The organism is Candidatus Villigracilis sp. (genome assembly GCF_057083605.1).
Window position 1 is genome coordinate 69080 of record NZ_JBXMTI010000112.1, and the last position, 24795, is coordinate 93874.

Annotated in this window: 26 protein-coding genes and 1 tRNA gene; 6 read left to right on the forward strand and 21 right to left on the reverse strand. The window is 49.0% G+C overall.

The window, feature by feature from the left end; translation table 11 throughout:
• Positions 1–139: 139 nt before the first annotated feature.
• Both AC14M5_RS16225 and fmt read right to left on the reverse strand, forming a co-directional pair.
• Positions 140–907: an MIP/aquaporin family protein gene (locus tag AC14M5_RS16225; protein ID WP_484030734.1), complete on the reverse strand. Its 768-nt coding sequence runs from the start codon at positions 905–907 to the stop codon at positions 140–142.
• A gap of 52 nt (positions 908–959) precedes the next feature.
• The gene (gene fmt / locus AC14M5_RS16230) at positions 960–1883 is read right to left on the reverse strand and encodes a methionyl-tRNA formyltransferase (RefSeq protein ID WP_484030735.1); all 924 of its coding nucleotides are present in this window, start codon (positions 1881–1883) and stop codon (positions 960–962) included.
• A 114-nt stretch (positions 1884–1997) separates the two neighbouring features.
• Here fmt and AC14M5_RS16235 point away from each other — a divergent pair, with 114 nt between their 5' ends.
• Positions 1998–2309: a DUF4870 domain-containing protein gene (locus AC14M5_RS16235; RefSeq protein WP_484030736.1), complete on the forward strand. Its 312-nt coding sequence runs from the start codon at positions 1998–2000 to the stop codon at positions 2307–2309.
• 181 nt (positions 2310–2490) lie between these two features.
• Entirely contained in the window at positions 2491–2925 is a 435-nt protein-coding gene (locus AC14M5_RS16240) for a DUF4870 domain-containing protein (protein ID WP_484030737.1), read from the forward strand.
• Positions 2926–2993: 68 nt separating this feature from the next.
• Here the strand turns inward: AC14M5_RS16240 and AC14M5_RS16245 are convergent, their stop codons facing one another.
• From AC14M5_RS16245 to AC14M5_RS16260, 4 genes are all read right to left on the reverse strand, one after another.
• Positions 2994–4445, reverse strand: a complete 1452-nt coding sequence (locus tag AC14M5_RS16245) for an LCP family protein (RefSeq protein ID WP_484030738.1) — start codon at positions 4443–4445, stop codon at positions 2994–2996.
• A 13-nt stretch (positions 4446–4458) separates the two neighbouring features.
• On the reverse strand, positions 4459–5022 hold the full coding sequence (locus tag AC14M5_RS16250) for a HEAT repeat domain-containing protein (protein ID WP_484030739.1): 564 nt from the start codon (positions 5020–5022) through the stop codon (positions 4459–4461).
• Between the two features lie 3 nt (positions 5023–5025).
• Entirely contained in the window at positions 5026–5244 is a 219-nt protein-coding gene (locus tag AC14M5_RS16255; RefSeq protein WP_484030740.1) for a Trm112 family protein, read from the reverse strand.
• A gap of 157 nt (positions 5245–5401) precedes the next feature.
• Complete coding sequence (locus AC14M5_RS16260; protein ID WP_484030741.1) at positions 5402–7261, reverse strand: VanW family protein; 1860 nt, start codon at positions 7259–7261, stop codon at positions 5402–5404.
• Positions 7262–7540: 279 nt separating this feature from the next.
• Here AC14M5_RS16260 and AC14M5_RS16265 point away from each other — a divergent pair, with 279 nt between their 5' ends.
• The 4 genes from AC14M5_RS16265 to AC14M5_RS16280 all read left to right on the forward strand — a co-directional run bounded on the left by AC14M5_RS16265 (position 7541) and on the right by AC14M5_RS16280 (position 10590).
• Entirely contained in the window at positions 7541–8284 is a 744-nt protein-coding gene (locus AC14M5_RS16265; protein WP_484030742.1) for a DsbA family protein, read from the forward strand.
• A 9-nt stretch (positions 8285–8293) separates the two neighbouring features.
• Positions 8294–9118, forward strand: coding sequence for a DNA-methyltransferase (locus tag AC14M5_RS16270; protein ID WP_484030743.1), 825 nt, complete (start codon positions 8294–8296; stop codon positions 9116–9118).
• A 57-nt stretch (positions 9119–9175) separates the two neighbouring features.
• Positions 9176–9694, forward strand: a complete 519-nt coding sequence (locus AC14M5_RS16275; protein WP_484030744.1) for a hypothetical protein — start codon at positions 9176–9178, stop codon at positions 9692–9694.
• Positions 9695–9840: 146 nt separating this feature from the next.
• Positions 9841–10590, forward strand: a complete 750-nt coding sequence (locus AC14M5_RS16280; RefSeq protein WP_484030745.1) for an SH3 domain-containing protein — start codon at positions 9841–9843, stop codon at positions 10588–10590.
• Between the two features lie 65 nt (positions 10591–10655).
• Here the strand turns inward: AC14M5_RS16280 and AC14M5_RS16285 are convergent, their stop codons facing one another.
• The 15 genes from AC14M5_RS16285 to leuC form a co-directional block, all read right to left on the reverse strand.
• The gene (locus AC14M5_RS16285; RefSeq protein WP_484030746.1) at positions 10656–11642 is read right to left on the reverse strand and encodes a Hint domain-containing protein; all 987 of its coding nucleotides are present in this window, start codon (positions 11640–11642) and stop codon (positions 10656–10658) included.
• 158 nt (positions 11643–11800) lie between these two features.
• The gene (locus AC14M5_RS16290) at positions 11801–12289 is read right to left on the reverse strand and encodes a hypothetical protein (protein WP_484030747.1); all 489 of its coding nucleotides are present in this window, start codon (positions 12287–12289) and stop codon (positions 11801–11803) included.
• A gap of 153 nt (positions 12290–12442) precedes the next feature.
• Positions 12443–12515 (reverse strand) — tRNA-Asn (locus AC14M5_RS16295).
• Between the two features lie 155 nt (positions 12516–12670).
• Complete coding sequence (gene glpX, locus AC14M5_RS16300; protein WP_484030748.1) at positions 12671–13663, reverse strand: class II fructose-bisphosphatase; 993 nt, start codon at positions 13661–13663, stop codon at positions 12671–12673.
• A gap of 14 nt (positions 13664–13677) precedes the next feature.
• Complete coding sequence (locus tag AC14M5_RS16305; protein WP_484030749.1) at positions 13678–14490, reverse strand: phosphatidate cytidylyltransferase; 813 nt, start codon at positions 14488–14490, stop codon at positions 13678–13680.
• A complete protein-coding gene (locus tag AC14M5_RS16310; RefSeq protein WP_484030750.1) occupies positions 14483–15229 on the reverse strand; it encodes an isoprenyl transferase in 747 nt (248 codons plus the stop codon). Before AC14M5_RS16310 ends, AC14M5_RS16305 begins: the two co-directional genes overlap by 8 nt.
• A gap of 57 nt (positions 15230–15286) precedes the next feature.
• A complete protein-coding gene (frr, locus tag AC14M5_RS16315) occupies positions 15287–15808 on the reverse strand; it encodes a ribosome recycling factor (RefSeq protein ID WP_484030813.1) in 522 nt (173 codons plus the stop codon).
• Positions 15809–16120: 312 nt separating this feature from the next.
• The gene (pyrH, locus tag AC14M5_RS16320) at positions 16121–16837 is read right to left on the reverse strand and encodes a UMP kinase (RefSeq protein WP_484030751.1); all 717 of its coding nucleotides are present in this window, start codon (positions 16835–16837) and stop codon (positions 16121–16123) included.
• A gap of 81 nt (positions 16838–16918) precedes the next feature.
• Entirely contained in the window at positions 16919–17527 is a 609-nt protein-coding gene (gene tsf, locus AC14M5_RS16325) for a translation elongation factor Ts (RefSeq protein WP_484030752.1), read from the reverse strand.
• A 37-nt stretch (positions 17528–17564) separates the two neighbouring features.
• Positions 17565–18542, reverse strand: coding sequence for a 30S ribosomal protein S2 (gene rpsB, locus AC14M5_RS16330; RefSeq protein ID WP_484030753.1), 978 nt, complete (start codon positions 18540–18542; stop codon positions 17565–17567).
• Positions 18543–18808: 266 nt separating this feature from the next.
• Positions 18809–19723 carry a branched-chain amino acid transaminase gene (locus AC14M5_RS16335; RefSeq protein WP_484030754.1) on the reverse strand — a complete coding sequence of 305 codons (915 nt, stop codon included), beginning with the start codon at positions 19721–19723 and terminating at the stop codon, positions 18809–18811.
• 60 nt (positions 19724–19783) lie between these two features.
• Entirely contained in the window at positions 19784–20842 is a 1059-nt protein-coding gene (gene leuB / locus AC14M5_RS16340; protein WP_484030755.1) for a 3-isopropylmalate dehydrogenase, read from the reverse strand.
• A gap of 81 nt (positions 20843–20923) precedes the next feature.
• The gene (cimA, locus tag AC14M5_RS16345; RefSeq protein ID WP_484030756.1) at positions 20924–22486 is read right to left on the reverse strand and encodes a citramalate synthase; all 1563 of its coding nucleotides are present in this window, start codon (positions 22484–22486) and stop codon (positions 20924–20926) included.
• A 29-nt stretch (positions 22487–22515) separates the two neighbouring features.
• Entirely contained in the window at positions 22516–23103 is a 588-nt protein-coding gene (gene leuD / locus AC14M5_RS16350) for a 3-isopropylmalate dehydratase small subunit (RefSeq protein ID WP_484030757.1), read from the reverse strand.
• Between the two features lie 178 nt (positions 23104–23281).
• Positions 23282–24691: a 3-isopropylmalate dehydratase large subunit gene (gene leuC, locus AC14M5_RS16355; RefSeq protein WP_484030758.1), complete on the reverse strand. Its 1410-nt coding sequence runs from the start codon at positions 24689–24691 to the stop codon at positions 23282–23284.
• Between the last annotated feature and the right edge of the window lie 104 nt (positions 24692–24795).

A 24795-nucleotide genomic window follows, 5' to 3' on the forward strand; every position in this document is an offset into this window, starting at 1 on the left:
GTCCTCGGCGGCGTTTCACTAGTACCGCCCACCAGGGCAGATGTGCTAGTAAATCTTGCGCCGAGGACGGCGCAAGGAGCATTTAAAAACAATCCCTGCCAAATTGGCAGGGATTGCAAATTTGTATATAACTTATGCTTTATTTCTTTGCAGCCTTTGCAGTCTTGCGCACAGCAGGTTTCTTCGCTGCTTTTGCAGGAACTGCCTCAACCATAGGTTCAGGCATAGTATCAGTAATTCCATAAAAAAAGTTATAAGCGAGGGCTGCAAGCGTTGCACCCATCAATGGCCCCAAAATATAGATAGCCCAGGTAGCACCAACTGCAAAACTTGGTGCAGCGAAAAGCGCAGGGCCAAAAGTGCGCGCAGGGTTTAAGGAGGCGCCAGTCAACGGTCCGCCAGCTAAAATGGCAAACGCAAGGGTTGTGCCGATGGCCCAGCCTGCAAATGCACCGCCTTTACCGGCCACCGCTGTATGTAAAACAGTATTAACAAGAAAAAAAGTTAATACTGTTTCTACCAATATAGCCAGCAATATGACCTTGTAACCGCCCGACTGTAAAGCTTCCGCAGTGGTCAGGGAACCCACAGTTGCGCCACCTGATATATCTCCATAAATAACATAAAGAATGAATCCAGCCAAGATCGCGCCCGAAAATTGGGCGATCCAATAAAAGAGCGCTTCACCCAATTTGATCGCTCCATTCAAAACCAGGCCAAATGTCACAGCGGGGTTGACGTGCGTGCCGGAAATATGTCCATAGGCATAAGCGAACACAGCCAGTGTAAAGCCGTGCGCAAGAGCCACGCCAACCAGCCCGGCACCGGCGATGCCCGCACCGGCGCCAATGAACACCAACGCGAACGTGCCAATGAATTCAGCGAGAAACACTTTTGAATTGAACATGATTCCTCCAAAGAAATGGTTTGAGATATATAACCCTCTGGGTACCTTTACGCTACGACGTTTCCCAATCCCTTGCCCCGGAGAGGAATGACTTGCCCGCCATCATCTTTTTGCCCGCAGGCTGGACTTCATCAAGGATCAACGCGACATCCGAACACATGACAGCGGGTCTTCCATCGACTATGAGCCTGCTTCCAATGCCCATGCCTCCCACCTCGCTGACAGAGGCCCGCGCAACCTTTAGCACATTTCCATTCCATTTGAACCATGCACCTGGCCATGGATTCATCGCACGCACTCGTCGTTCCAATTCATGGGCGGGATATGTGAAATTAAGCAAGCCATCTTCCTTCCTTAACATCGGTGCGTAAGTGGCGCCCTCTTCGGGCTGCGGAACTGGAATCAGCTTACCGGATAAATAATCAGGCAGGGTTTCGATCAGGAGATCCGCTCCCAGGGTGGATAATGCCTGTAAAACGGAACCAGTTGTATCGCCTCGACGGATGCGAATGGATTTCTTCGCGAGCATGGGGCCGGTATCCAATCCCACATCCATTTTCATGATGGTCACACCCGTCTCTTCGTCGCCCGCCAGAATGGCCGCGTTGATAGGAGCCGCACCCCGCCAACGAGGCAATAAAGAGGCATGGATGTTGATACATCCATAGCGTGGAAGATCGAGCACGTCCTTCTTTAAGATTTGGCCAAAAGCCGCAACAACGATCAAATCTGGCTTCCAGGTTTGAAGTTGTTGCATGGATTCAGGTGCGCGTAATTTTTCAGGTTGGATAATGGGGATATTCAATTCAAGCGCAAGTTTCTTTACAGGAGGCGACTTCAATTCACGCCCGCGCCCGGACGCACGGTCTGGCTGAGTCACCACGCCTACAACTTCATAGTTTCGCGCAGCGGCCAACGCAGCGAGGCATGGCAATGCAAACTCAGGTGATCCCATGAAAACAATTTTGATGGACATGAAATAATTTTACCGCAGCATACAGTACTCTTGGGTGAATATACTGGTTGCATGTTGGTGGGATTAGTTGTAAAATATTACAAAACCAAACCAACCTATTCGGAGGAATAAATCATGTCTCAAGCACCAATGAACTCGGAAATCACCAGTGATGATAAGCTTTGGGCAATGCTCGGTTATGTCATCCCTCTCATCGCTCTCGTTGTTCTCTTCATGGAAGACAAGAAAAACCGCCCATATGTTAAATTCAATGCGGTTCAGTCATTAGTTGCCACCGTTGTGCTATCCATTCTCTCAACCGTGACTTGTGGCTTTGGCGCCATCCTCTTCCTCGTCATGCTTTGGTGGGCCTATCAGGCGTATCAGGGTCAGGATGTGAGGATCCCGATGATCAGCGATTTCATTCGCAATCAGGGTTGGGGATAATCACTCTGAAATAGAAAAGACTCGCGGCTCGCCGCGAGTCTTTTTTTGTTTACATAGTGTCGCATAGTTCACTAAACCAGAGTTGTGATATTTCCCCGCAATTTTTATGTAGAAGTTTACTTATTTATGAGACAAGCGATAATCATGATAGACTCGCCCAATAATATAAAAGGAGAATGCGATGAACGAACAAGTACCTCAATCCCCTCCCTTGCCCCTCACACCTGAAGAAGAACGTCAATGGGCGATGATCGCTCATTTGGGTGTTCTGGTGAATTTGGTCTCAGGTTTTTTGGGGCCGCTAGTCCCTTTGGGGATTTATATGATTTATAAAGACCGTTCGCGTTATGTTGCTTATCAGTCCTTACAGGCGTTAATTTCACAACTCGTCTGGTGGATTGGCGGTGGAATTCTAACCGGGATAGCATGGGCAATTACGGGCGCACTGAGCGCTGTACTCATTGGCCTGATATGCATTCCCTTTGCCTGTGTGATCAGTGCCATGCCTTTAGTGGGGCTGGGATACGGTATCTATGGCGGCATTCAAGCCAGCCAAGGACAGGATTTCAAATATTGGCTGATTGGTGATTGGGTACGAAGCACGTTGACTGGTTAAATAAAATCATCCCCTTCTCAATTTCTCATTGAAGGGAATGATTTTTGTTAACTTTGAAAATTCCTTATTTACGGAATGCTTCCCGCAATGTCTGAACCGATCCGAATTTCGATATCTACAGTAGAGGCTGGGTCGGGGCTAAACCTGATCTGGCTGGCTGTAATACCGAAGGCACTCTGCATCCATCGCAAGGTATAAAGCTTGGGCCCATACAAGACAATAACCGTTGAGCCATAGGGTTCAGGAGTGGAACCGATCTCCGTCACATTCATGCCATAGGATTGGAAAAATTGACCTGCACGTTGATCAAGCCCGGGAGTAAATGTACCGTCCAGGATACGCACGCGCGCTTCTTCGTCATGCATCAGCACAGCCGGGTCACCTTGGGCCATCGGGCTGAGAGGTCCACTTGAGGTGAATATCTCGTCGCGCAACACGCGAATCTTGTCCGCGATAGGTTTCATGATGCTTGCTTTTTCGCCGCCCAGAATTACATTGTCAAAAGTAACCATGGTGGTATCGATCACACCGGTTTTGATGCTCTCCGGTGGAATATCCTTGCCAAGCACAGCCAGTTTAAGGGCATCTTCAAAAGACATATTAGTATGAATACCGCTGGAAAGTTGTTTATAAAGGGTGGGGGCTTGGGCAATCAATGAAGGAAATACATCGGGCTCGAATATCTGATCCCGAAGAGCGAAGATCACCTGCTGTTGACGTTTGGAGCGGCCTGTATCGCCTGCGTCGGTATGGCGAGTGCGGGCGTAGGCAAGAACCTTCCAACCGCAGAGCTTACGCTCACCGCCCGGTGTAATGATCACATGATCGGTCCCACCACCGATAGGATCCAACACGAGGCGTTCTTCAGGAACGACCCAGATACAGCCAATCACATTGACCATATCAACAAAAGTCAGGAAATCAATTTGAGCGTAATAATGGACTGGAACACCCAATAGCTGTTCGACCGTTTTCATGGCAAGACCAGGTCCCCCACCGGGGAATTGATTGCCTTCTCCGCTTGAATAGGCAGTATTGATGCGGCTGTAACCTATACCGGGAATATTGACCCACAGATCGCGGGGAATGGATAGCATGCCCGCTGTCTTTGTAATCGGGTCAATGGTAAAAAGGATCATGGTGTCTGAACGAGGTGGGCCTTGATTCTCCACCCAATCACGTGCATCCAATCCGATAAAGAGAATGTTGATACGGCTGGCACCATCCCAAGCGGGAGGCAATGGAACTTCAGGAGCGAGGTTTGGCGTGGGAGGCAAATCCTCAGGCGCAATAGGCGTGCCTTCAGGGTTGAATTGAGTTTGGCCACCCGCATCTGCTGCGCAACTTTCAGGTGGTGTGCCTGGCAGGTCCGTCAGACCCCAACAGGCTATGAAGTTGCTAACGAAGATGAACACAACAACGCTCAACACCACAGCCACGCCCCAGAATATCAACTGCTTAACAGATGGACGCTCAAGTTTGGGGAATTTTATTTTTTTCAAGAATTCTAATCTATTCATTTTTTCAAAAACCTCAAGGCTTCATGTATACCATATCCAGCCCAAGTCGTTCCAGGCCTTCCTGTGCCCAATACTGTAACACAGCGGATTCTTCGCCCAGGCATTTCATCATGATTGGAATGGCGCGATGGTCGCGGATCTCGGAAAGCGTGCGCAAAACTAATATACGGATGCCTGTCGGCGCTTCATTCATGACCTGAAGCAGGCGCGGCACCGAGGGACTTCCAATCTTCGCGAGGGCATTTCCTGCCAACCCCGCCGTGAGCGGATCTTCATCTGCCAGCGCATGGATCAAAGCCTCGACAGCATCTTCGTGTGGATGATTGCATAATGCGAGAGTGGTTGCGGCACGCACTTCCGGCGCTGAGTCGTTGAGGAGTGGGAGCAGGTCAACGGTCCGCGTGTGAGGCGAGGCAGCCAGGGCGCGCACTGCCCACCAGCGAGTATCAGCTTCTAGTGACCGAGTCAATTCCAATAAGGCTGGAATCGCATCCAATCCCAATTTTATAATTTCAGGAATGGAATTTTCAGCGCGTGTATCGTCTCCACTGGTCAATTCAGCCAGAAGATCTTTCATTCTTTATTTGGCAGGCGGCGGGATCGGGAGAGCATCCTGCGCGGTATTGATCCACTTATCCCCTTCGTCAATTAACATCACGGGAATATCATCCACAATCGGATATTTGCGTCCGCAATCCTGGCAGATAAGCCAGGTATCTTTATGCAACACAAGCAAGCCTTCTTTTTCACGCACACAATTCGGACAACGTAATATTTCAAGCAATTCCGAGCTAACCATAGATTCTCCTTTTTCAGGTTGGGATTGTACCATGCAGAGATATGTGATTTATTCAGGACTTTCGCTCACTCAAAAATTATCCGCTAATCCTCACTAATCTTTTCAAAAATTCGCGGAGATTGGCGCAGATTAGCGGATAAAACGAAACCCCTGTTATTTATGAATTTGGAGACTGACAAATCTGTTTCTTTTTAGCTGCGCGTTCCGGGTCCTCTGTACCGGGGCCATATTGACAGATTGCCTGCCAGGGTTCATAGTGTGTAAGGAATTCATCTGAAAAATAAATTTGCCCATCGCGCCAGACCGTGCGGGTGACAGTAACATCTGCACCCTGGGCAGCATAATCCACTTGCTTGATCTCGTTGGTTCTTAATTCAGGGTTCTCTTCAAAGGCTGGTGAGGGCGCTGGGACAACATTGGAGGGGCCGGTGGTATCCCAAATAATACTGCGTCCATCTGAGGTGGAATAGAACTTCCAGGTAATGGAGCTGGCGTTAACGTAAGTTTCCATTAGTAGCCAGTAGGGGGTGTCATTCTGGAATTTGAAATCCACAAATGGGAAGTAGACAGTAGCATCCAGGCCTGCAAAATTAGGGTCAACGGAACCGCCAGCATTCATCTCATAATAAGAAACACGATAGGCATGAGGATTTCGCTCAACCACGGGAAAGCCCGCGAAGAACGCTGCGCGAAAAAGCGTGGTGCTGACCTGACACACGCCCCCGCCCACACCTTTGATCGTGCGTCCACCATAAATGATGAGAGCTTCGGCAAAACCGTTATCAAGGCTGACATCGTCAAGCACACTCCCCATGGAAAAGGTTTCGCCGGGAGCAACGAGCACACCATGGAAACGTTCTGCCGCGGCAGTGATATTTTGAATGCGCGGAGCGCTGGAGCCATAAAAATATGTGGTCTGCTCCATGATAAGTTGAGTGATGCCCAACTCTGCGCCGTTCGCTGTATCGGCAACGGCGGGCTGTTGTTCTGCAACGCTCAGGGCAACGGTATGTTCGCCTCTTGATAACGCATCATTGATCAAAGCGACGCTGGCCTCTACATCCATGACTCGGCCAATGGCTGAGACATCAATGGGTTCGATCACACCAGTATCATCGTTAAAGACGAAGCGGGCATTGGCGGGGTTGCGATCCACCAAAACTTTCAGGTCATTCAAGGAATCGCGCAGTGCAGCAGGGTCGAGCCCAACGTGCATTTCTGCCGCACCGCCATTATCAACGACATTCACTGCCAGCATGTTTGCGAGAACGGGAATATCGAAAGTCCATGGGCCGGGGTCGCCCTCGCGATAATTGGGAATGGTAATCGTCAATGGCTGGCTGAGAATTTTGCGGGCGGCTTCGGCTTGCGAGGAAACATCTAATAATTTTGGTGATGTCTCCTGAATGACAAGCGGCACCTCTCCATCGCGGAAGGATTGTAACTGCGACGCAAGATAGACTAAAGTGGCATCAAGATTTATTGCACGCCCCAGGCGACCAGGCTCCGAAACGACGTTCGTTCCTTCCACGCGTAAGCTTGCCTCTACAACTGACTGATCGACCTGCGCTGCGATATTTTGCAGGTAGGTATAAGCCACGCGTTGATCAAAGATCACAACGGGCGAAACATCAGAGCCGAGTCCGCGTGCGCCGATCTGGCCTGCCAGGGCGGTGAACAAGCCGCCTTTTCGTCCATGGTTATAAGCGGCTGTGGCGCTGGCAGTTGGGTCGAAGACCATACCCAATTCTGCGGGAGATGCCACCCAAACTCTATCCGCATCGCGGAATAAGACTTTTCCTGTAATGGGATAGGATAATGTTTGGCTCAGTTTCAGCGCGGCTTCATCGCGGGAGAGACCCGATAGATCAACACCTGCCACGGAAACACCGGGGAATATCCTCCCTGCGTAAACCAGTTGATAACCGATCATCCACACAATAATAATGGCTAAAAATATTACAAATCCACCAATTAATACGGCAAGGATCTGCTTGAACAGATTACGACGAGACATTAATGTTTCCATGTAAATGATTATAACGAAAAAACAGAATTGATTTGTGATGTTTAAATAAGATTTAGATTAGGAATAGAGGTATTGCCACAGAGTCACTGAGACACGGAGAAAAAACTCCTAAGAATCTCTGTGAACTTTGCCGTCTCCCACCGATGTGCTCGCAGCACGAACGGTGTGTTCTCAATGGTGGAGGTTATTTCGTCAATTTGAGTGGTTGGTCTTTGAGAGATGATACAACCCATTTCACGGTACAATCTGAACCTCTCGGAGGAGTAAATGATCGAAGAACAGATTGCTAATGAACCCATACAGGAAACTTCCAAACCCCATTGGGGTACATGGATTGCGGCGGGCGGATGTGCAGTGATTCTGTGCGCGGCAGTTTTTGTGGGCACATTAGTATTTGTGGGACCGGACTTTGTCCGAAATTTGATCCCAGATAATATTCAAGTTGCGGAAGAACTTCCGCGTGAGGTGACACAGAGCAATACCATGGGCGACCCAAAAGCCGAAGTATACATCGTAGAATTCGGCGATTTTCAATGTCCATATTGCCTGAAGTTCTGGCACGAGACCGAACCGCATTTGATCGCGGAATACGTCAACACTGGAAAAGTATATTTTGAATATCGTTCCGTCGGTGAATTTTTGGGGCCTGAATCCGCATGGGCGGCGGAGGGAGCCTATTGTGCAGGCGATCAGGGAAAGTTCTGGGAATATCACGATACGCTTTATAAAAATTGGACGGGCGAAAACGTTGGCGATTTTACGCATGACCAATTGATCAAGTATGCCGAAGCGTTGAACCTGAATATGCAGGAGTTCGAATCCTGTTTGAGCGAGGGAAAGCATAAAGGGACAGTGGAGCAGGATGCGGCGGATGCTGAAGCGGCTGGTGTCCGCGCGACGCCGACCTTCTTCATCAATGGAGTCAAAGTGGAGGGCGCGCAGCCTTTCGACATCCTGAAACAATATATCGAAGATGCATTGAACGGAAATTTCAATACACAGAGCGGATAAATCAAATTAATGAAGCCATCCAAAATCCATTTTCAAAATGAAAAATTTACACTGATTCAAGGTGATGTACTATCGACCCAGCTTATTGAAGACAGCAGCGTTGACCTCATCATCACGTCGCCGCCGTATAACGTGGATATTCAATACAACTCGCATAAGGATGATGTGACCTATGCGGAGTATTTGGAGTTCAGCAAAAAATGGATGGCGCGTTGTTTTGATTGGTTGAAGGATGACGGGCGTTTTTGTTTGAACATTCCGCTTGATAAAAACAAAGGCGGCCAGCAAAGCATGGGCGCAGACCTGACGACGATTGCAAAAGAGATTGGCTTTCAATATCATTCCACCATCATTTGGAACGAGGGGAATATCTCACGCAGAACGGCATGGGGTTCATGGATGAGCGCATCCGCGCCTTATGTGATCGCGCCTGTGGAATTGATCGTGGTGCTTTATAAAAAGAGTTGGAAGAAAACAAGCGGAAGCAAAGTGTCGGACGTGAGCAGGCAGGAATTCATGGACTGGACGAATGGCATGTGGACATTCAACGGTGAAAGCAAAAAGAAGATCGGTCACCCTGCGCCCTTCCCGATCGAATTGCCGCGCAGGTGCGTAAAACTTTTCAGCTATGTGGATGACGTGGTGCTCGACCCCTTTTGCGGAAGCGGAACAACTTTGATCGCGGCCATATCGAATAACAGAAAAGGTATTGGCCTGGATATAGATGAAAAATACTGTGAGCTCGCGCGCAAACGAATTTTGGAAAGCATAACGCCCGTGCAAGTTGAAGTTAAAAAGAAAAAATCCACCACAGATAAAAGGAATAAACACTGATTTTCGGATCAGTTTTTTCTCAATCCCTTTCATCTGCGTTGATCTGTGATTAAAAACATGCAGAGTGCCAATTCCCGCAACCGCTTCGATAAAAAAGATTCGCTTGAGCTAGGCAACAAAGCCGAGGATCTTTTTATTCTTGCAGCCGTTAAACAAGGCTGGAAAATTTCCGCGTCAACCAACAATGAAAACATCGAAGAGCATTGGGATTTTCTGGTCGAAAAAGAAGATAAAAAATATAAAGTTGAAGTGAAAAGCGGGAAACGAATCCAGCGTAATGATGAAAGCTTGCAAACCGATCTCACCTGGGTGGAGCTTCAGAATGTGCGCGGCAAGGTCGGCTGGTTATTCGGCAAGGCCGATTTGATCGCCTTTGATAAGGAAAAAACTTTTCTTCTAGTCAAACGGCTGGACCTGCTGGCGGTGGTCAACCAAAAAGTAAATCTCGTTGCAAAAGTAAAATCCGCAAAAGATGCACTTTATAAAATCTATACTCGCGAGGGTCGAAAAGACAAACTCACTTTGCTCCCCAACAGCGATATTGATCCGATCAAATTTATGGAATGGAATAAGTAAATTCAATTTCACTCGTGTCACTCTGAGGGAGCGTACTTCGCGACCGAAGAGTCTCTTACTTTCGAGAAGAGAGACCCTTCGCTACCGCTCACATCGTCCCGATGTCCTTCGGGAGGGTGACACTTTGAAACTGAAAGCAATCAACAATGAAAAAATTTTTGACCTTATTAATTTCAATTCTTTTCCTCACAGCCTGCGCTCCCGCCTCAAGCCCAACCTCTCAACCTGTTCCTGCTACTGAGACATTTTCACCTACTCCAACTTTTACCATCATTCCTCCAACTGAAACCTTCACGCCCATCCCACCGACAGAGACTCTCACACCCATCCCTTACGTGGAGGGCCTGAAAGCCACAGTCACCGCAGACTTGCTAAGCTGTCGTTATGGCCCTGGCCCGGAATATCTTTATCTCTTCGCTTTCAAAAAGGGAGCGAATATTAATTTGATCGGACGCGTGGAAGATGGCAAATGGGTATTAGTGGAAAACGAACCTCAGCGTTGTTGGATCCACCCGAATTTTGTGAGCATTCAAGGTGACCCGCAAACCCTCAAACCGATGTACCCCGACGGTTTCAAACTCATCGTCACACCTTACTATGCGCCTACTACCGTCTTGACAGCCGAACGCAAAGGGGACGAGGTCACTGTCACATGGATTCATGTCCCTGTCAGCCGAGGGGATTATGAAAGAGACAATATGTTCCCATACATCATCGAAACCTGGCGCTGTGAAAACGGAGAATTCTTCTTCGACCCATTGGTATCCACCCTGCCTTTCATCACTTTTGTAGACGAAGCAGGCTGTGATGAACCGTCACATGGGCGGGTGTATGTGCAAGAGAAGCATGGGTATGCAGGGCCTGCGGAAATTCCGTGGCCTGCGTACCTGCCGTAAAATAAGACTTTCAAGTAAAGCCTCGAGTCGTCAGCTAGTCGTAAAAGCGACTGAAGTCGCTACTACTACCTTTTCGTCAGCGTACTACCTAACAGAATTCCGTTTGCCCAATAAAAACCTGTATCTCCAGACGGCAGGATGTCGTATGTTGCAATTCCTTCGTAGGGCAGGCGCTCGATGAGAGTTATCCGGGCTCCATCCAACAGGTCGCCAGGCTTGAGATCACTCAATTTCTGCCCATCAATTGTCGGGTGACCGGGAGAAGCCCAAAGCTCGCGTCCATCTTCCAAAACAACATGGACGATTTGATGGTTTGCAGGAACAGGCACACGGACGGTTTTCAGGATGGCGGCAGGAGTGCGTTTGCCCATTGCGTTCATTGTCCAGACCAAATCACCCACTTGTAAATCCTGCACAGAGATCATTCCCTGAGGGGTATCGATCAAGGTATTCGAGGTAAGACAAATCGGGCAGGCTGGGAAGCTGGGTTCGCGGTTCTGGACATCAATTGATCCATCACCTTCAATCGTCCCCTTGATGATGAAACCTTGCTGCCCTTCAACTCCAGTTTGTATTTGAAACTTGAATCTATCTTTTTCCAGCTCAAAATAAACTGCTGCTAATTTCTTGTGTTCGCGATAGATCAGTAATTTCTGGTCATCTGTAAAAGTGGACAAGGCTCTTAATCCATTACGATCCAGAATAACCTGAAATTCTTCCTGATTGGCTTGCAGTTCGGGGAAACGTTGCCTGGCCAAATCCATTTCATCGGCAAAGGCTATCGGATAATAATCGGGATCGCAGAAGAAGAAATCTGGAAATTGATCCAGCACTCGATATTTCAGTTCGGTTGGAGGCAACCCAGATTGGATGGTTGGGAGCGGTGTGGGTGGCGCAGGTGTTGCAAAAGGCGCTTCTGTATCGGGAGGTCCCACCGTACTGGGGAGTATGGTGCTCACTTCAGCAGTTATTTCTACAGGCTCTGAAGATAATAAAGCACAAGCATTTAGGACTGTCGTAATAATGATCGCAAAAACGATATAAGCTTTCATGTCATTATCCTTTGATCCCAGTATTGCGCAAATCTGTTAATGACATATGAGAGGTGAAAGCAAAGACCTCCGAGTTTTTAAAAACTCGGAGGTCTTGTTGGTTGGCTCCTTGCCTAGGACTCCTAGCGGGCTTAGACTTTACTCCTATTGACATACATTTATTTTATCTCGGATGGGCATCTAACATCCCCTGCAGCAATTTCGCCTCCATCGTTAGCGTCATGGAGAGAAAACATGCATCCATGCGAAGGAGGTTCCGAGGTAGGGATAGTGCCCTGTTCATCAGGCATAGGAAATATCCACAGCCATTCACCTTCAAAGATAACGAGCCAAACCATCATGTTTTCGGGTTGCCCTGAGTGTGAAGGATTCCACCCAATCTTCTGGCTGGCTTCTGAGATACTGATCTTTTCAACATAAACCGCCAGAGGATCTCCGACGCTAACTTTCCTTAATCCCTGCATCGATATTCGCGCGACAATAACTGCATCTAGTTTATTTTTGACAGGAGAAGAGCCAATTTTTCCATACGCAGATAGGGTTGCCTGTGTAACAGGCGTAAGGTAAACAGACTCGTCATTTGTCGAGCAGCCCATCGGCAATAATGAGCAAACGCTCACAACTAGAACAATTAGCAAGTTACGCATATTTTATCCATTCGCTTTTTTGGATGAAGCTGCCAACTATGTGTTATGCAGCAACACGTTGATAAATGTCCCTGTGGGGGGCTTGTCATCCATAAAGAAATCATCCATTGAATAAAAAAATGACCTCTAAAACGAAATTTTAGGGGTCAAAAGCTCCTTGCCTAGGACTTGAACCTAGAACCTAGCGGTTAACAGCCGCTCGCTCTGCCAATTGAGCTAGCAAGGAATGCGAGCGACATTATACGGGTCAGTATGGGGAATGTCAAGTAAATATTTTTCGTCATTGTGAGGGCGCTCTTGTTCTTTGCCCGAAGCAATCTCAGACTGAGTCGGGGATTGCTTCGGCGGGCGAACACCGCCTCGCAATGACATGATGCCTGCTTAATACCTTATCGAACTCAAATTATCCAGCTTGTCTGTGGTGTGCGTGGCGGAGATTTGGCGGACTGTACCTGTTAGTCCGCGGACCACCAGAGTGTCTGTGGTGATACGGTCACCATAATAACGAACGCCTTTGAGCAACTCACCATCCGTGATGCCAGTCGTTGCAAAGAATACATCCTCAGATGCAACCAGGTCATTCATGGTCAGCACCCTGTCGAAGTCATAGCCTGCATCGCGTCCGCGCTGTAATTCTGCATCGTCACGTGCATATAACTTGCCTTGGATCTCGCCGCCCATGGCGCGCAAGGCGCAGGCCGTGATCACACCCTCAGGCGTGCCGCCTACACCAAACAAAACATCCACACCCGAATCAGACCAGGCGGTCATCAAAGCCGCGGCTACGTCACCATCGGGGATCTGCCTGATGCGTGCGCCAGCTTTTCGAATCTCAGCCACCATCGCATCATGACGCGGACGGTCAAGGATGATGGTGGTCAAGTCTTCAACGGCCTTGCCTTTTGCCTTTGCAATGGCGTGCAAATTTTCCGTGATGCTTTTTTCAATATCGATCTTTCCCTTGGACTCTGGCCCCACCGCGATCTTGTTCATGTACACAAAAGGCCCGGGGTCAAACATCGTCCCTCGCGGCGCAATCGCCACCATCGCCAGCGAATTCGAGCGGCCAAAGGCCAAAGGGCGAGTCCCGTCAATTGGGTCCACAGCAACATCCACGTCAGGTTGTGAGCCGTTACCCACAAACTCGCCATTGAACAACATCGGAGCCTGATCCTTTTCCCCTTCCCCGATAACGATGACTCCGTTCATATCCACTGTGCTGAGGACGAGCCGCATCGCATTCACCGCTGCCTGATCCGCCCCTTCTTTATCGCCTCGTCCCATAAAGCGACCTGCCAACATCGCCGCCGCTTCGGTGACGCGTGCGAGTTCGAGTGCGAGGTTTCGAGTTGGGGTCTGGCCAAGAACATCCATTTTGCCTCCAGAGTTTATAGTATGAACCAAACGAGGAAGTAATAACCGATCACTGCGCCCCACAACCATGAGTCGACGCGGTCAAAAAAGCCGCCGTGACCGGGAATAATATCGCTCGAATCTTTAATACCAGACTGGCGTTTGATCATGCTTTCGCCCAGGTCACCCAATGGTGTCAGTGCACCGAGGATGAGTCCAAGAACAGCACCCTGCCAGATTGTAATATCGCCCGCGAGGTTTCCATAGGCAGAATAAGCATACACAAGGAATGCTCCGCCGATCATGCCAGTGAATACACTGGCTGCATAACCTTCCCAACTTTTCTTGGGGCTGAGGCGCGGCGCCATTTTATGTTTGCCATAGGCTCGGCCAATCGAATATGCGCCTGAATCCGCGAGCCAGACGGAGGGCAGAACCAGCATGAACCACCAGCCGCCTTCGGGGAGCGTGCGCAGGTCGAGCAGGTATGCACCAACCCAGCCGATGTAAACCAACCCCGCAACGGTCACAGTAAAATCAAGCGCGGCCTGGTCTCTGCCGCGCTCGTATGCATAAAGGTGAAATGCCAATGCAAGGAGGATGGTCCCTGCAAAAACAGGCATGGCATATTGTGGAAAGAACATGCGCGCAATCAGAATGAGCGCTACGCCTCCCACTGTGATCTGCATCTGCGGCTCAAACTTCACCGCGCGAAACAGGTGGACATATTCCCATATTGCACCGATCAGGAATGTGCCCATCAATAGAAAATAAAAGATGCCGCCAAGAATTATGGCGGGCATTCCTATAAGAGTCAAACCAAGGGTTGTGATCAGCCTTCTACGCATTGGATTCCTGAAGTTCCCCCGATGATACCTTTCCAAAGCGCCTGTCGCGATGGGCAAAGTCTTCCAATGCGCGGCGATATTCTTCCTTGTCAAAATCGGGCCAGAAGGTTGGGGTGATATACCATTCAGAATAAGCGGCCTGCCAGATGAGGAAATTGCTCACACGCAATTCCCCTGAGGTACGGATGATGAGGTCAGGGTCGGGCACGCCGGCAGTGAACAAATATTTGTTTACCAATTCGTCCGTTACTTCCCCGGCTGGAATGCCATCAGCGATAATCTTTTGAATGGCAAAGACGATCTCGTCCCGTCCACCATAATTAAATGCGACATTTAAGATGAGTCGGTCATTATTCTTGGTAAGCTCAATGGCTTTAAGAACTTTTTTCTGGATGCGCGGGTCAAGTCCTTCCAACCGCCCAATGTGACGCAACTGCACACCTTCTTTATGGAGCTCGTTTAGTTCACGGTCGATCACATCCTGAAGGATGAGCATCAATCCTTTCACTTCCTCAGGCGGGCGTCCCCAGTTTTCGGTGGAAAAGGCATAGATCGTTAGATACTTAACACCAAACTCAACCGTGGAGCGGATGACACGGCGCAGGTTTTCTGTACCCGCCTTGTGCCCTGCCAGGCGTGGCAAACCGCGTTGAAGAGCCCAACGTCCATTGCCATCCATGATGATGGCAATGTGTTGAGGGACTTTTTCCAAAGGGATATTGAGGGGGGATTCAGCCATATTTTTGCATTCTATCCCGATGCCATACATTATTTCGCATCGGAAAAGAAGATATTTCTAGACTTCCATGATTTCTTTTTCTTTGTGCACACCGTGCCTGGCGATATCTTCCACAAACTTATCGGTCAATTTTTGCAGGTCTTCCTCGCCATGCCTGAGATCATCTTCCGTGATCAGTTTTTCCTTTTCGTATTCACGAATGTCGTTGTGCAAATCACGGCGGATATTGCGCACAGCAATGCGGGCTTCTTCAAGGCGATGGTTCATTTGCTTCACCAGCTCGCGGCGGCGCTCTTCATCAAGCGGAGGCAGGTTCAGGTGTATGACTTTTCCGTCGGAATTGGGATTCAAGCCGAGGTTTGAGGCTCGGATCGCTTTCTCAATATCCTTGATGGAAGATACGTCAAAGGGCTTGATCATCAACGAGCGGGGTTCAGGCACGCTGATGGAGGCAAGTTGCATAAGATGCGTCGGCGTGCCATAGTATTCGACGGGCAGTTTTTCTATCAGAGCCGGGCTGGCTCGCCCCGTGCGAATTGCGGCTAGATCATCCGAAAGAGATTGGATCGCACCGCTCATGCGGGATTCAGCATCTTTCAACAGGTCTTTAACTTCATCGGTACTCACTATCTTCCTCCTACCGCTGGTTGTATAAATTGCTAAATCTGCCTGGAAAATTACAGGTATAGCAAATTCTGGTTTAGCTATTTACGCGGCACTTTGTAAAAATATGTACCACATAAGGATACCTTAAAACAAGAATTTAGGCTATGGGAGCGAAAAAAAGTGAGAGGATATGCAAAAATTTGAGAGCCTATCAGGAAATAAAAACATTCTTCTTTCCCTTCACTCGCGAAGGGAAAGAAGAATGCATAAGGAAAAACCACGAAATTAACTTGTGACCAGAGTACCCACTTCTTCACCGTGTAAAAATCCGATCAGCGCCTTTGAATCCCAAAGGTTGAGCACAAGAATTGGAAGGTTATTTTCCATGCAGAGGGTGATGGCGGTGCTGTCCATTACTTCCAGGCGGCGGTTGAGGACTTCGATGTAAGTTAATTTGTCAAACTTTACCGCATCCGCGTTCTTCTTGGGGTCCGCATCATAAACACCATCCACCTTGGTGGCCTTAATAACAATTTGCGCGTCTATTTCAGTGGCACGCAAAGCTGCGGCAGTATCTGTGGAGAAAAACGGATTGCCCGTCCCTGCGCCAAAAATGACCACACGTCCCTTTTCAAGATGGCGCACGGCGCGGCGGCGGATGTATGGCTCGGCAATCGCGCGCATCTCAATCGCAGACATGACGCGAGTGTAAACACCCTGTCGTTCGAGGGCATCCATCAGAGCCATGGCATTCATCACTGTGGCGAGCATACCCATATAATCTGCAGTGGAACGATCCATGCCGCGCTCGAGCCCCTGCTTGCCGCGCCACAAGTTGCCCGCCCCCATTACCACAGCCACGTCCACATCCATCTCGCGGACTTGCTTTATGCGGCTGGCAATGGACTCGGCCTCATCCACGTCAATGCCAAAACCTGATTTACCACTCAGCGCTTCGCCACTTAACTTGAGCAGGATTCTTTTATACTTCAACTCAGCCATTCTTGTCTCCTTGTTGATTCAACCGACTAAGAGTTTACACCAATTAGAAAAAAAGCCAACCCGAAGGCTGGCTTTTTAAACTTATGCTTTATTCGTGCTTTCGCCCAACTCCCAACGCTGGAAGCGGCGAACGATCACGTTCTCGCCAATGGCAGCCACATTTTGCAAAATGAGCTTTTCAACGGTGAGCGACTCGTCACGAATGTAAGCCTGCCGCATCAGGCAGACTTCATCTTTATACTTTTCAACGCGGCCTTCCACGATCTTTGCCAGAACGTTATCAGGCTTGCCTTCTTCTTTGGCACGGGCGCGGGCGATCTCTGCTTCATGTTCGAGTTCTGCCGCAGGGATTTCCTCTGCAGTGATATATTTTGGTGCGCTCGCCGCGATCTGCAATGCGATCTCATGCGCAAGGGTACGGAATTGTTCAGCGCGGGCAACAAAATCTGTTTCGCAATTGATCTCAACCATCACGCCCACACGTCCGCCGCCATGGGAATACATTTCCACCACGCCGTTGGATGCTTCACGGTCGGCGCGCTTGGCAGCGGTAGCCATGCCTTTTTCGCGCAACCAATCTACAGCTTTCTGGTAATCTCCATCCGCTTCCTGCAACGCTTTGCGGCAATCCAACATGGGGGCGTTGGTTGCGGCCCGCAGTTGCTTGATCATCTCTGTTGTTATTTCCATTTCACAATCCTTAACTTATCCTGGCACTTCTTGTTAATTATTCTGCTGCGTCTTTGGCAGTATCATCTTTTGCCTTGGGGGCTTCTGGTTTCTTAGCTTCTTCAATTTGTTCTTCAGCTAAGACAACATTATCCACCTTTTTTTCTTCGGCTGGTACAACGTCATCCACCTTGCGGCTGACATTCAACTTAGCCAGAGTGGATTCACCCAGCAGTGCATCCTCACCCATATTCTCATCCTGCTCTGTTTCGACAACAGGCTTGCGAGATGGGCGGGATTTTGGCTTCCCTTCAGCTTTAGCATCGCCAGCCATCTCAGGTTCTTCTTCCTTGCGCATGGCTTTGCCTTCGAGCACGGCATCCGCCATTTTGGCAACAAGCAATTTGATGGCACGAATGGCATCGTCGTTGGAAGGGATGACATAATCAACATTCTGGGGGTTGCAATTGGTATCTACCAACGCCACAATCGGGACCTTGAGCAGGTTCGCCTCACGAACGGCAGCTTCCTCACGCCCAACATCGATAATGAAGAGCAGATCGGGGCGGCGCTTCATGATACGTGCGCCTGACAAACGAGTCTGCAAGCGTGTGATCTCGCGCTCGATCAATAAGCCTTCTTTTTTGGTCAGGCGGGTGATCTCATCCGAAGCGTGTACTTTCTCAAGGCGTTCCAGTTCCTGGATGCGCTTATACATGGTAGCCCAGTTGGTGAGCATACCGCCCATCCAACGCTCGGTGACGTAAGGCATGCCACAGCGAGCAGCTTCTTCAGCCACTGTTTCCTGCGCCTGGCGTTTGGTGCCAACGAAAAGAACATTGCCGCCATTCGCAACAGTATCGCGGATAACGTTGTAACCCTGGTTCAACAACTTTACAGTCTGTTGCAGGTCGATAATATGAATACCGTTACGCTCTGTGAAGATGTACGGTTTCATACGGGGGTCCCACTTGTTTGTGCGATGTCCAAAGTGAACACCACTCTCAAGCAGGGCCTTCATGGAAATGACGCCCATTTGTTACTCCTTAACATTTGCCGTTCTCCAACACGCAATCCAAAGATTGATGTGGAACGGAATGAGTTTAGCGGGGATACAGCCTTACGGCCAGACCCGCTCAGGGACGCTTGTTGCCCGTCCCAGGCAGAATGTGCATTAATCCTGAATGAAGTTGAAGGATCAAAGCGGCGAGATTATAACACAGGATTCTTGGTGCTAAATTTTCAATTACAGACAACGGACGAGTAAGAACTTATCGTCCGTTGTCCATCGTCCATCGTCATTTACCCCACGTAATCGCACCACTCTTCATATTTCGCCACCTTACCGCGAATCGCATCGTGATATACATCCTGGATTTTGCGTGTTACTGGGCCTGTCCTGCCATTGCCAATAGTGCGGAAATCAATTTCGCTCAGGCCAATACATTCAGCAGCAGTGCCACATACAAAGACTTCATCTGCCACATACAGTTGATCGCGCGAAACAGGTTGCTCCAATACTTCATATCCCAAATCTTTAGCGATCACAAAAATCGCATGGCGTGTAAGCCCTTCCAAGACAGGTGCAGTAGAAGGTGTAATCACTTTTCCACGGCGAACAAGAAACAGGTTCTCACCAGTGCATTCAGCAATATAGCCCTGCGGGTCGAGCATGATCGCCTCTTCAAAGCCTAAACGCTGTGACTCAGTCTTGGCAAGGACGCTGTTGACATAGTTGCCTGAAATCTTGGCTTTGGTCATGGCTACATTCGGATGATGGCGTGTGAAGGATGAGATATTCGCTCGAATTCCCTTTTCACGCGATTCATCGCCAAGGTAATTGTTCCATTCCCATACTCCGATCATCAAAGAGGGCTTGCCGCTATCCACATTTAGATTCCAGCCGCCAGCATCAAGATACATCAAGGGGCGCACATAACAATCTGTAAACCCATTCGCACGCACAGTATCTTTGTGAGCCTTGCAGAGATCATCTACTGACCACGGAAATTCGCGAAAGCCCAGCACGCGCGCCGAGTCAAATAATCGTTCAACATGTTCTCTCAAACGAAAAATGGAAGGGCCTTTTGCAGTGTTATAAGATCGAATGCCTTCAAACACAGCCGCGCCATAATGCAAAGCGGGGGTCAGAAAATGCAATGTCGCTTGTTCGAATGGCACAAGTTCACCATTCTTCCAGATAAATTTCGATTCCATACCCATAACTCAATTCTCCTTTTTGTGTGTAGGGACACAGCGGCGCTGTGTCCCTACAGTTTATAAATTTTTGATAATTTCATCCGCCATCTGACGGGTCGTCAACTTGCCGCCAATATCTGCTGTGCGCGCACCAGCGGTGATGGTTTCATCTACAGCTTTTTCAATTGCGGATGCTTCTGATTCTAACTTAAGTGAGTGACGTAACAACATGGCTGATGAAAGAATCGTACCAATCGGATTTGCGATTCCTTTGCCTGCGATATCTGGTGCAGATCCATGAATCGGTTCATATAAGCCGGCAGTTGATTCGCCCAAACTGGCAGAAGGCAATATCCCCATTGACCCTGCCAAGACCGAGGCTTCATCCGTAAGAATATCGCCGAACATGTTTTCAGTGACGACCACATCCATCGAAACAGGAGCAGTGATCAGCCGCATGGATGCGGTGTCTACCAGCATGTGATCGAGTTCCACGTCCTGATTATCCGCACCAACTTTAGTTGCGATCTGACGCCAAAGTCTTGATGATTCCAAAACGTTGGCTTTATCCACAGAAGTCACTTTTTTCTTGCGGCCTTTTGCCAACGTGAAAGCAAGCTCCATCACTCGGCGGATTTCGTAATCATAATATTCAAGCGTATCCACCGCGCGCTCACGGCCATCTTTGATATCGCGTCCTTTCGGCCAGCCGAAATAAAGTCCGCCCGTGAGTTCGCGCACGACGAGGATATCCACACCTTGCAATTTCTCAGGCTTAAGCGGCGACCATTCCATCAGCGCAGGATGCACTTTGACAGGGCGCAAATTTGCAAACACGCCGAGACCTTTACGAAGCGCAAGCAATCCGCGCTCAGGCCGGTCTTTTGCAGTGGGGTCATCCCATTTCGGGCCGCCTACCGCACCAAGCAAAACCGCATCCGCAGACTGGCAATCGGCGAGGGTTTCATCTGTAAGCGATGATCCATATTTATCAATGGAACAACCGCCCATCAAATATTCTTGAAAATTAAATGTATGTTTATATTTACTGGCGATCACTTCCAGCACATGCACGGCTTCTGCAACAACTTCAGGGCCAATGCCGTCGCCGGGGAGGAGGGTAATGTTTGCTTTCAAAATAATTTCCAATCCGTAGGGGCACAGCAGAGAGTTCCACGGATGTGATCCGTTAATCGTCCGCTGTGCCCCTACATAATATCAATGTGCCACCATCAAACCATATTCCACGGAATCGGCCAGTGCACGCCAACTCGCTTCAATGATATTCGTGCTCGCGCCAACGGTGCTCCAACGGCTGGTGTTATTGCGCGTGTCGATCAATACGCGCGTGATGGCTTCGGTGCCGTGGTCTGAATCGAGGATACGAACTTTGTAATCAGATAAATGAAAATTTGACAGTTGCGGATAATAACTGATCAACGCTTTTCTCAATGCCTTATCCAACGCATTGACAGGACCATTCCCTTCGGCGGCAGTATGAAACAACTCATCCTGCACTTTCACCTTGACAGTTGCTTCGGCAAAGATTCCACGCCCCTGCCTATGCTCAACGTTGACAGAAAAATCTATCAGCTCAAACGGAGGTTTGTAACCATATTCCTGGCGCTTTAGCATCATCGTGGCGGAGGCTTCGGCCGCTTCAAATGAAAAGCCGCGTGATTCAAGATCCTTGATGTCATTGAGTACGCCAACGACTTCTTCGCCTTCAACTTCCACGCCATGTTCTTCGGCTTTGCTTAATAAATTGCCGCGACCCGAAAGGTCAGAGACCACCACGCGCATTTTATTGCCGATCTTCTCTGGCTCAATGTGTTGATACGACTGCGGCGAACGTCTCATGGCTGCAACATGTACGCCGCCTTTATGAGCAAATGCAGATTTACCCACAAATGGCAAGTGTTCATCGGGTGTGAGGTTGGCAACTTCTGCCACAAAATGCGAAAGCTCATACAAATGCTCAAGTTTTCCTTTGGGCAAACATTGATAACCCATCTTGAGTTCAAGGTCAGCCATGATGGAAACCAGGTTGGCATTTCCGCAGCGCTCACCTACCCCATTGATCGTCCCTTGGACTTGAATTGCACCTCCACGTATCGCCATCAACGAATTGACCACGGCACACTCACCGTCGTTATGAGTATGAATCCCAAATGGATGGTTGAACGCAGGTTTCATCTCACAAACTATACCTTCCACTTCCCAGGGTAATGTCCCGCCGTTGGTATCGCACAGGACAACAGTCTCTGCACCGCCACGGATTGCCGCGCGCAAAGTTTCAAGCGCATAGAATGAATCTGCTTTATAGCCATCGAAGAAATGCTCGGCATCATAGATGACGCGCTTGCCATTGGCCTTGAGATACGCAACCGATTGTTCGATGATGCGCAGATTATCATCGTTGGTAGTGAGCAAAACTTCTTTGACGTGCAGAGTCCACGTTTTGCCGAAGATGGTGCAGACAGGCGTATTGGAATCAAGCAAGGCTTTGATATTGGCATCGTCTTCAGGCCCGCCTTTGACACGGCAGGTGGAACCGAATGCTGTGATGAGTGCGTTCTTCCATTGCATATCACGCGCGCGTTCAAAGAACTCAACATCCTTTGGATTCGAGCCAGGCCAGCCGCCCTCGATAAAGGCAACACCGAGTTCATCCAATTTTTGAGCGATGCGAATCTTGTCGTTGCTCGAAAGCGTGAAACCTTCGGACTGAGTCCCATCGCGGAGGGTGGTGTCGTAGATTTGGATTTTATGTAAAGTCATGGCCGTTCCATGTTGCGTGATAAAAGAGATTAGAGATTGGGTTTTGCTTCAAAATCTGAGATTTGTTTTTCAAAACCTAATATGTAGCCCAGTTCATCCACGCCATTTAATAAACAAGTTTTATTAAATGGGTCAATTGGGAATGAGACAGAACCTCCGGGGAAGGATAATGTTTGTGTCGCGAGATCAACTGTCAGCTCGGCGCGAGGCGCTTCTTCTATCAAATCAAAGAGCATCTTGTGAGTCGCATCATCCACGATGATCGGAATTAATCCATTCTTCAAAGAGTTGTTGCGGAAGATGTCTGCAAATGAAGTTGAGATGACGGCGCGGAAGCCGTAACTGGTGAGCGCCCAGGGAGCATGTTCGCGGCTCGACCCGCACCCGAAGTTGTCACCTGCCAAAAGGATTTGACAGCCAGCTGATTCAGGTTTGTTGATGATGAAATCCGTTTTGAGAGATTTATCATCGTGATAGCGCCAGTTATAAAAAAGAGCATCGGCGAGATTGTTCTTGTCTGTGACTTTCAAGAACTGCGCGGGAATGATCTGATCCGTGTCAATGTCGTTGACAGGCAGAGGCATGACGCGGGAGGTGAGTGTTGTGAAAGTTGCCATTTTGATTTCCGATTCGAGTTGAAAGGTTTGAAAGTTTTAAGGTTGAAGGTTGCTCCGCTGGTTGAGTAGCCCCGAATGCTCTTTGAGGGGCGTATCGAAACCAGCAATGAAATATAAAATTTACATTTAGTGGTGTGGTCTCGACTGCTTGCGCTCGACCACCAGCATGGATTTAAATTTATAAAATTGTGCGCGGGTCAGTGACAACACCGCTGATCGCTGTAGCTGCCGCAGTGACGGGACTTGCCAAGAAAGTACGTCCGCCCTTGCCTTGGCGACCTTCAAAATTTCGGTTGCTAGTTGAGACAGCATATTGACCAGGTTTGAGTTCATCACCATTCATGGCTATGCATAAACTGCAGCCTGCTTCACGCCATTCTGCGCCTGACTCTTTGAAAATTTTATCCAAGCCTTCCAGTTCAGCTTGTTTCTTAATATCCTGTGAACCAGGCACAACCATCACACGTGTAGTTTTAGAAACCTTGTGTCCTTTCAACATTCCAGCGGCGAGACGTAAATCAGAGATGCGTGAGTTGGTGCATGATCCAATGAAGACAACATCAACCTTTTGTCCCAAAAGAGATTGACCGGGTTGAAGTCCCATGTAGGTCAATGCTTTTTCGAAGGCGGCTTTTTGTGAAGGTTCAATGAATGACTCAGTGATCGGGACTCGGTCTGTGATCTTCATGCCCATGCCAGGATTTGTGCCATAGGTGATCATCGGCTCAAGTTCAGAAGCATCAAGTGTGATGGACTTGTCGTAGACTGCGCCTTCATCGCTGGGTAATGTCTTCCAGTAGGCAACTGCCTTATCCCATTCTTCAGCTTGAGGAACAAACTCGCGGCCTTTGAGATATTCGAAGGTCACTTCATCGGGGGCAATCATGCCAGCGCGCGCGCCGCCTTCAATGGACATATTGCAGATAGTCATGCGCTGTTCCATGGTCAAGCCGCGAATGGCTTCACCTGTGAACTCGAAGACATGACCCGTACCCCCACCAACGCCGATCTTTGCGATCAAGGCAAGAATGATGTCTTTAGCAGAAACACCTTTTGCAAGTGAGCCGTTGACTCGAACTTCATACGTCTTTGGTTTTCTTTGCAATATACATTGAGATGCAAGCACATGCTCCACTTCAGATGTGCCGATACCGAATGCGAGCGCACCAAACGCACCATGCGTAGCGGTGTGACTATCACCACAGACAATAGTCATGCCTGGCTGGGTACGTCCAAGTTCAGGGCCAATGACGTGGACAATTCCGCGGTGCGGGCTGGTCATGCCGTGCAAGGTAATCCCGAATTCGGCGGCGTTGGTTTCCATTTGCTTGATCTGGGCGGCGGCCATCGCGTCAGCAATGGGAACCTCTATCGGCGTAGTTGGAATCGAGTGATCCATCGTCGCAAGAGTCTTATCAGGGCGGCGGACTTTAAGTCCACGTTGACGTAATCCTGTAAATGCTTGCGGCGAGGTGACTTCATGCACGAGGTGCAAGTCAACGTAAAGAACGGCTGGGGATTCAGGTTGTTCAGCCACAACATGCGAGTCCCAGATTTTTTGAAAGAGTGTTTTGGGTGGTTTTGACATAGGTTCCTTCGTCGTCATTGCGAGGAGCGCTCTTGTTCTTTGCGACGAAGCAATCTCCAACAGTGTTGGAGATTGCTTCGGGCGGAAGAACACCGCCCTCGCAA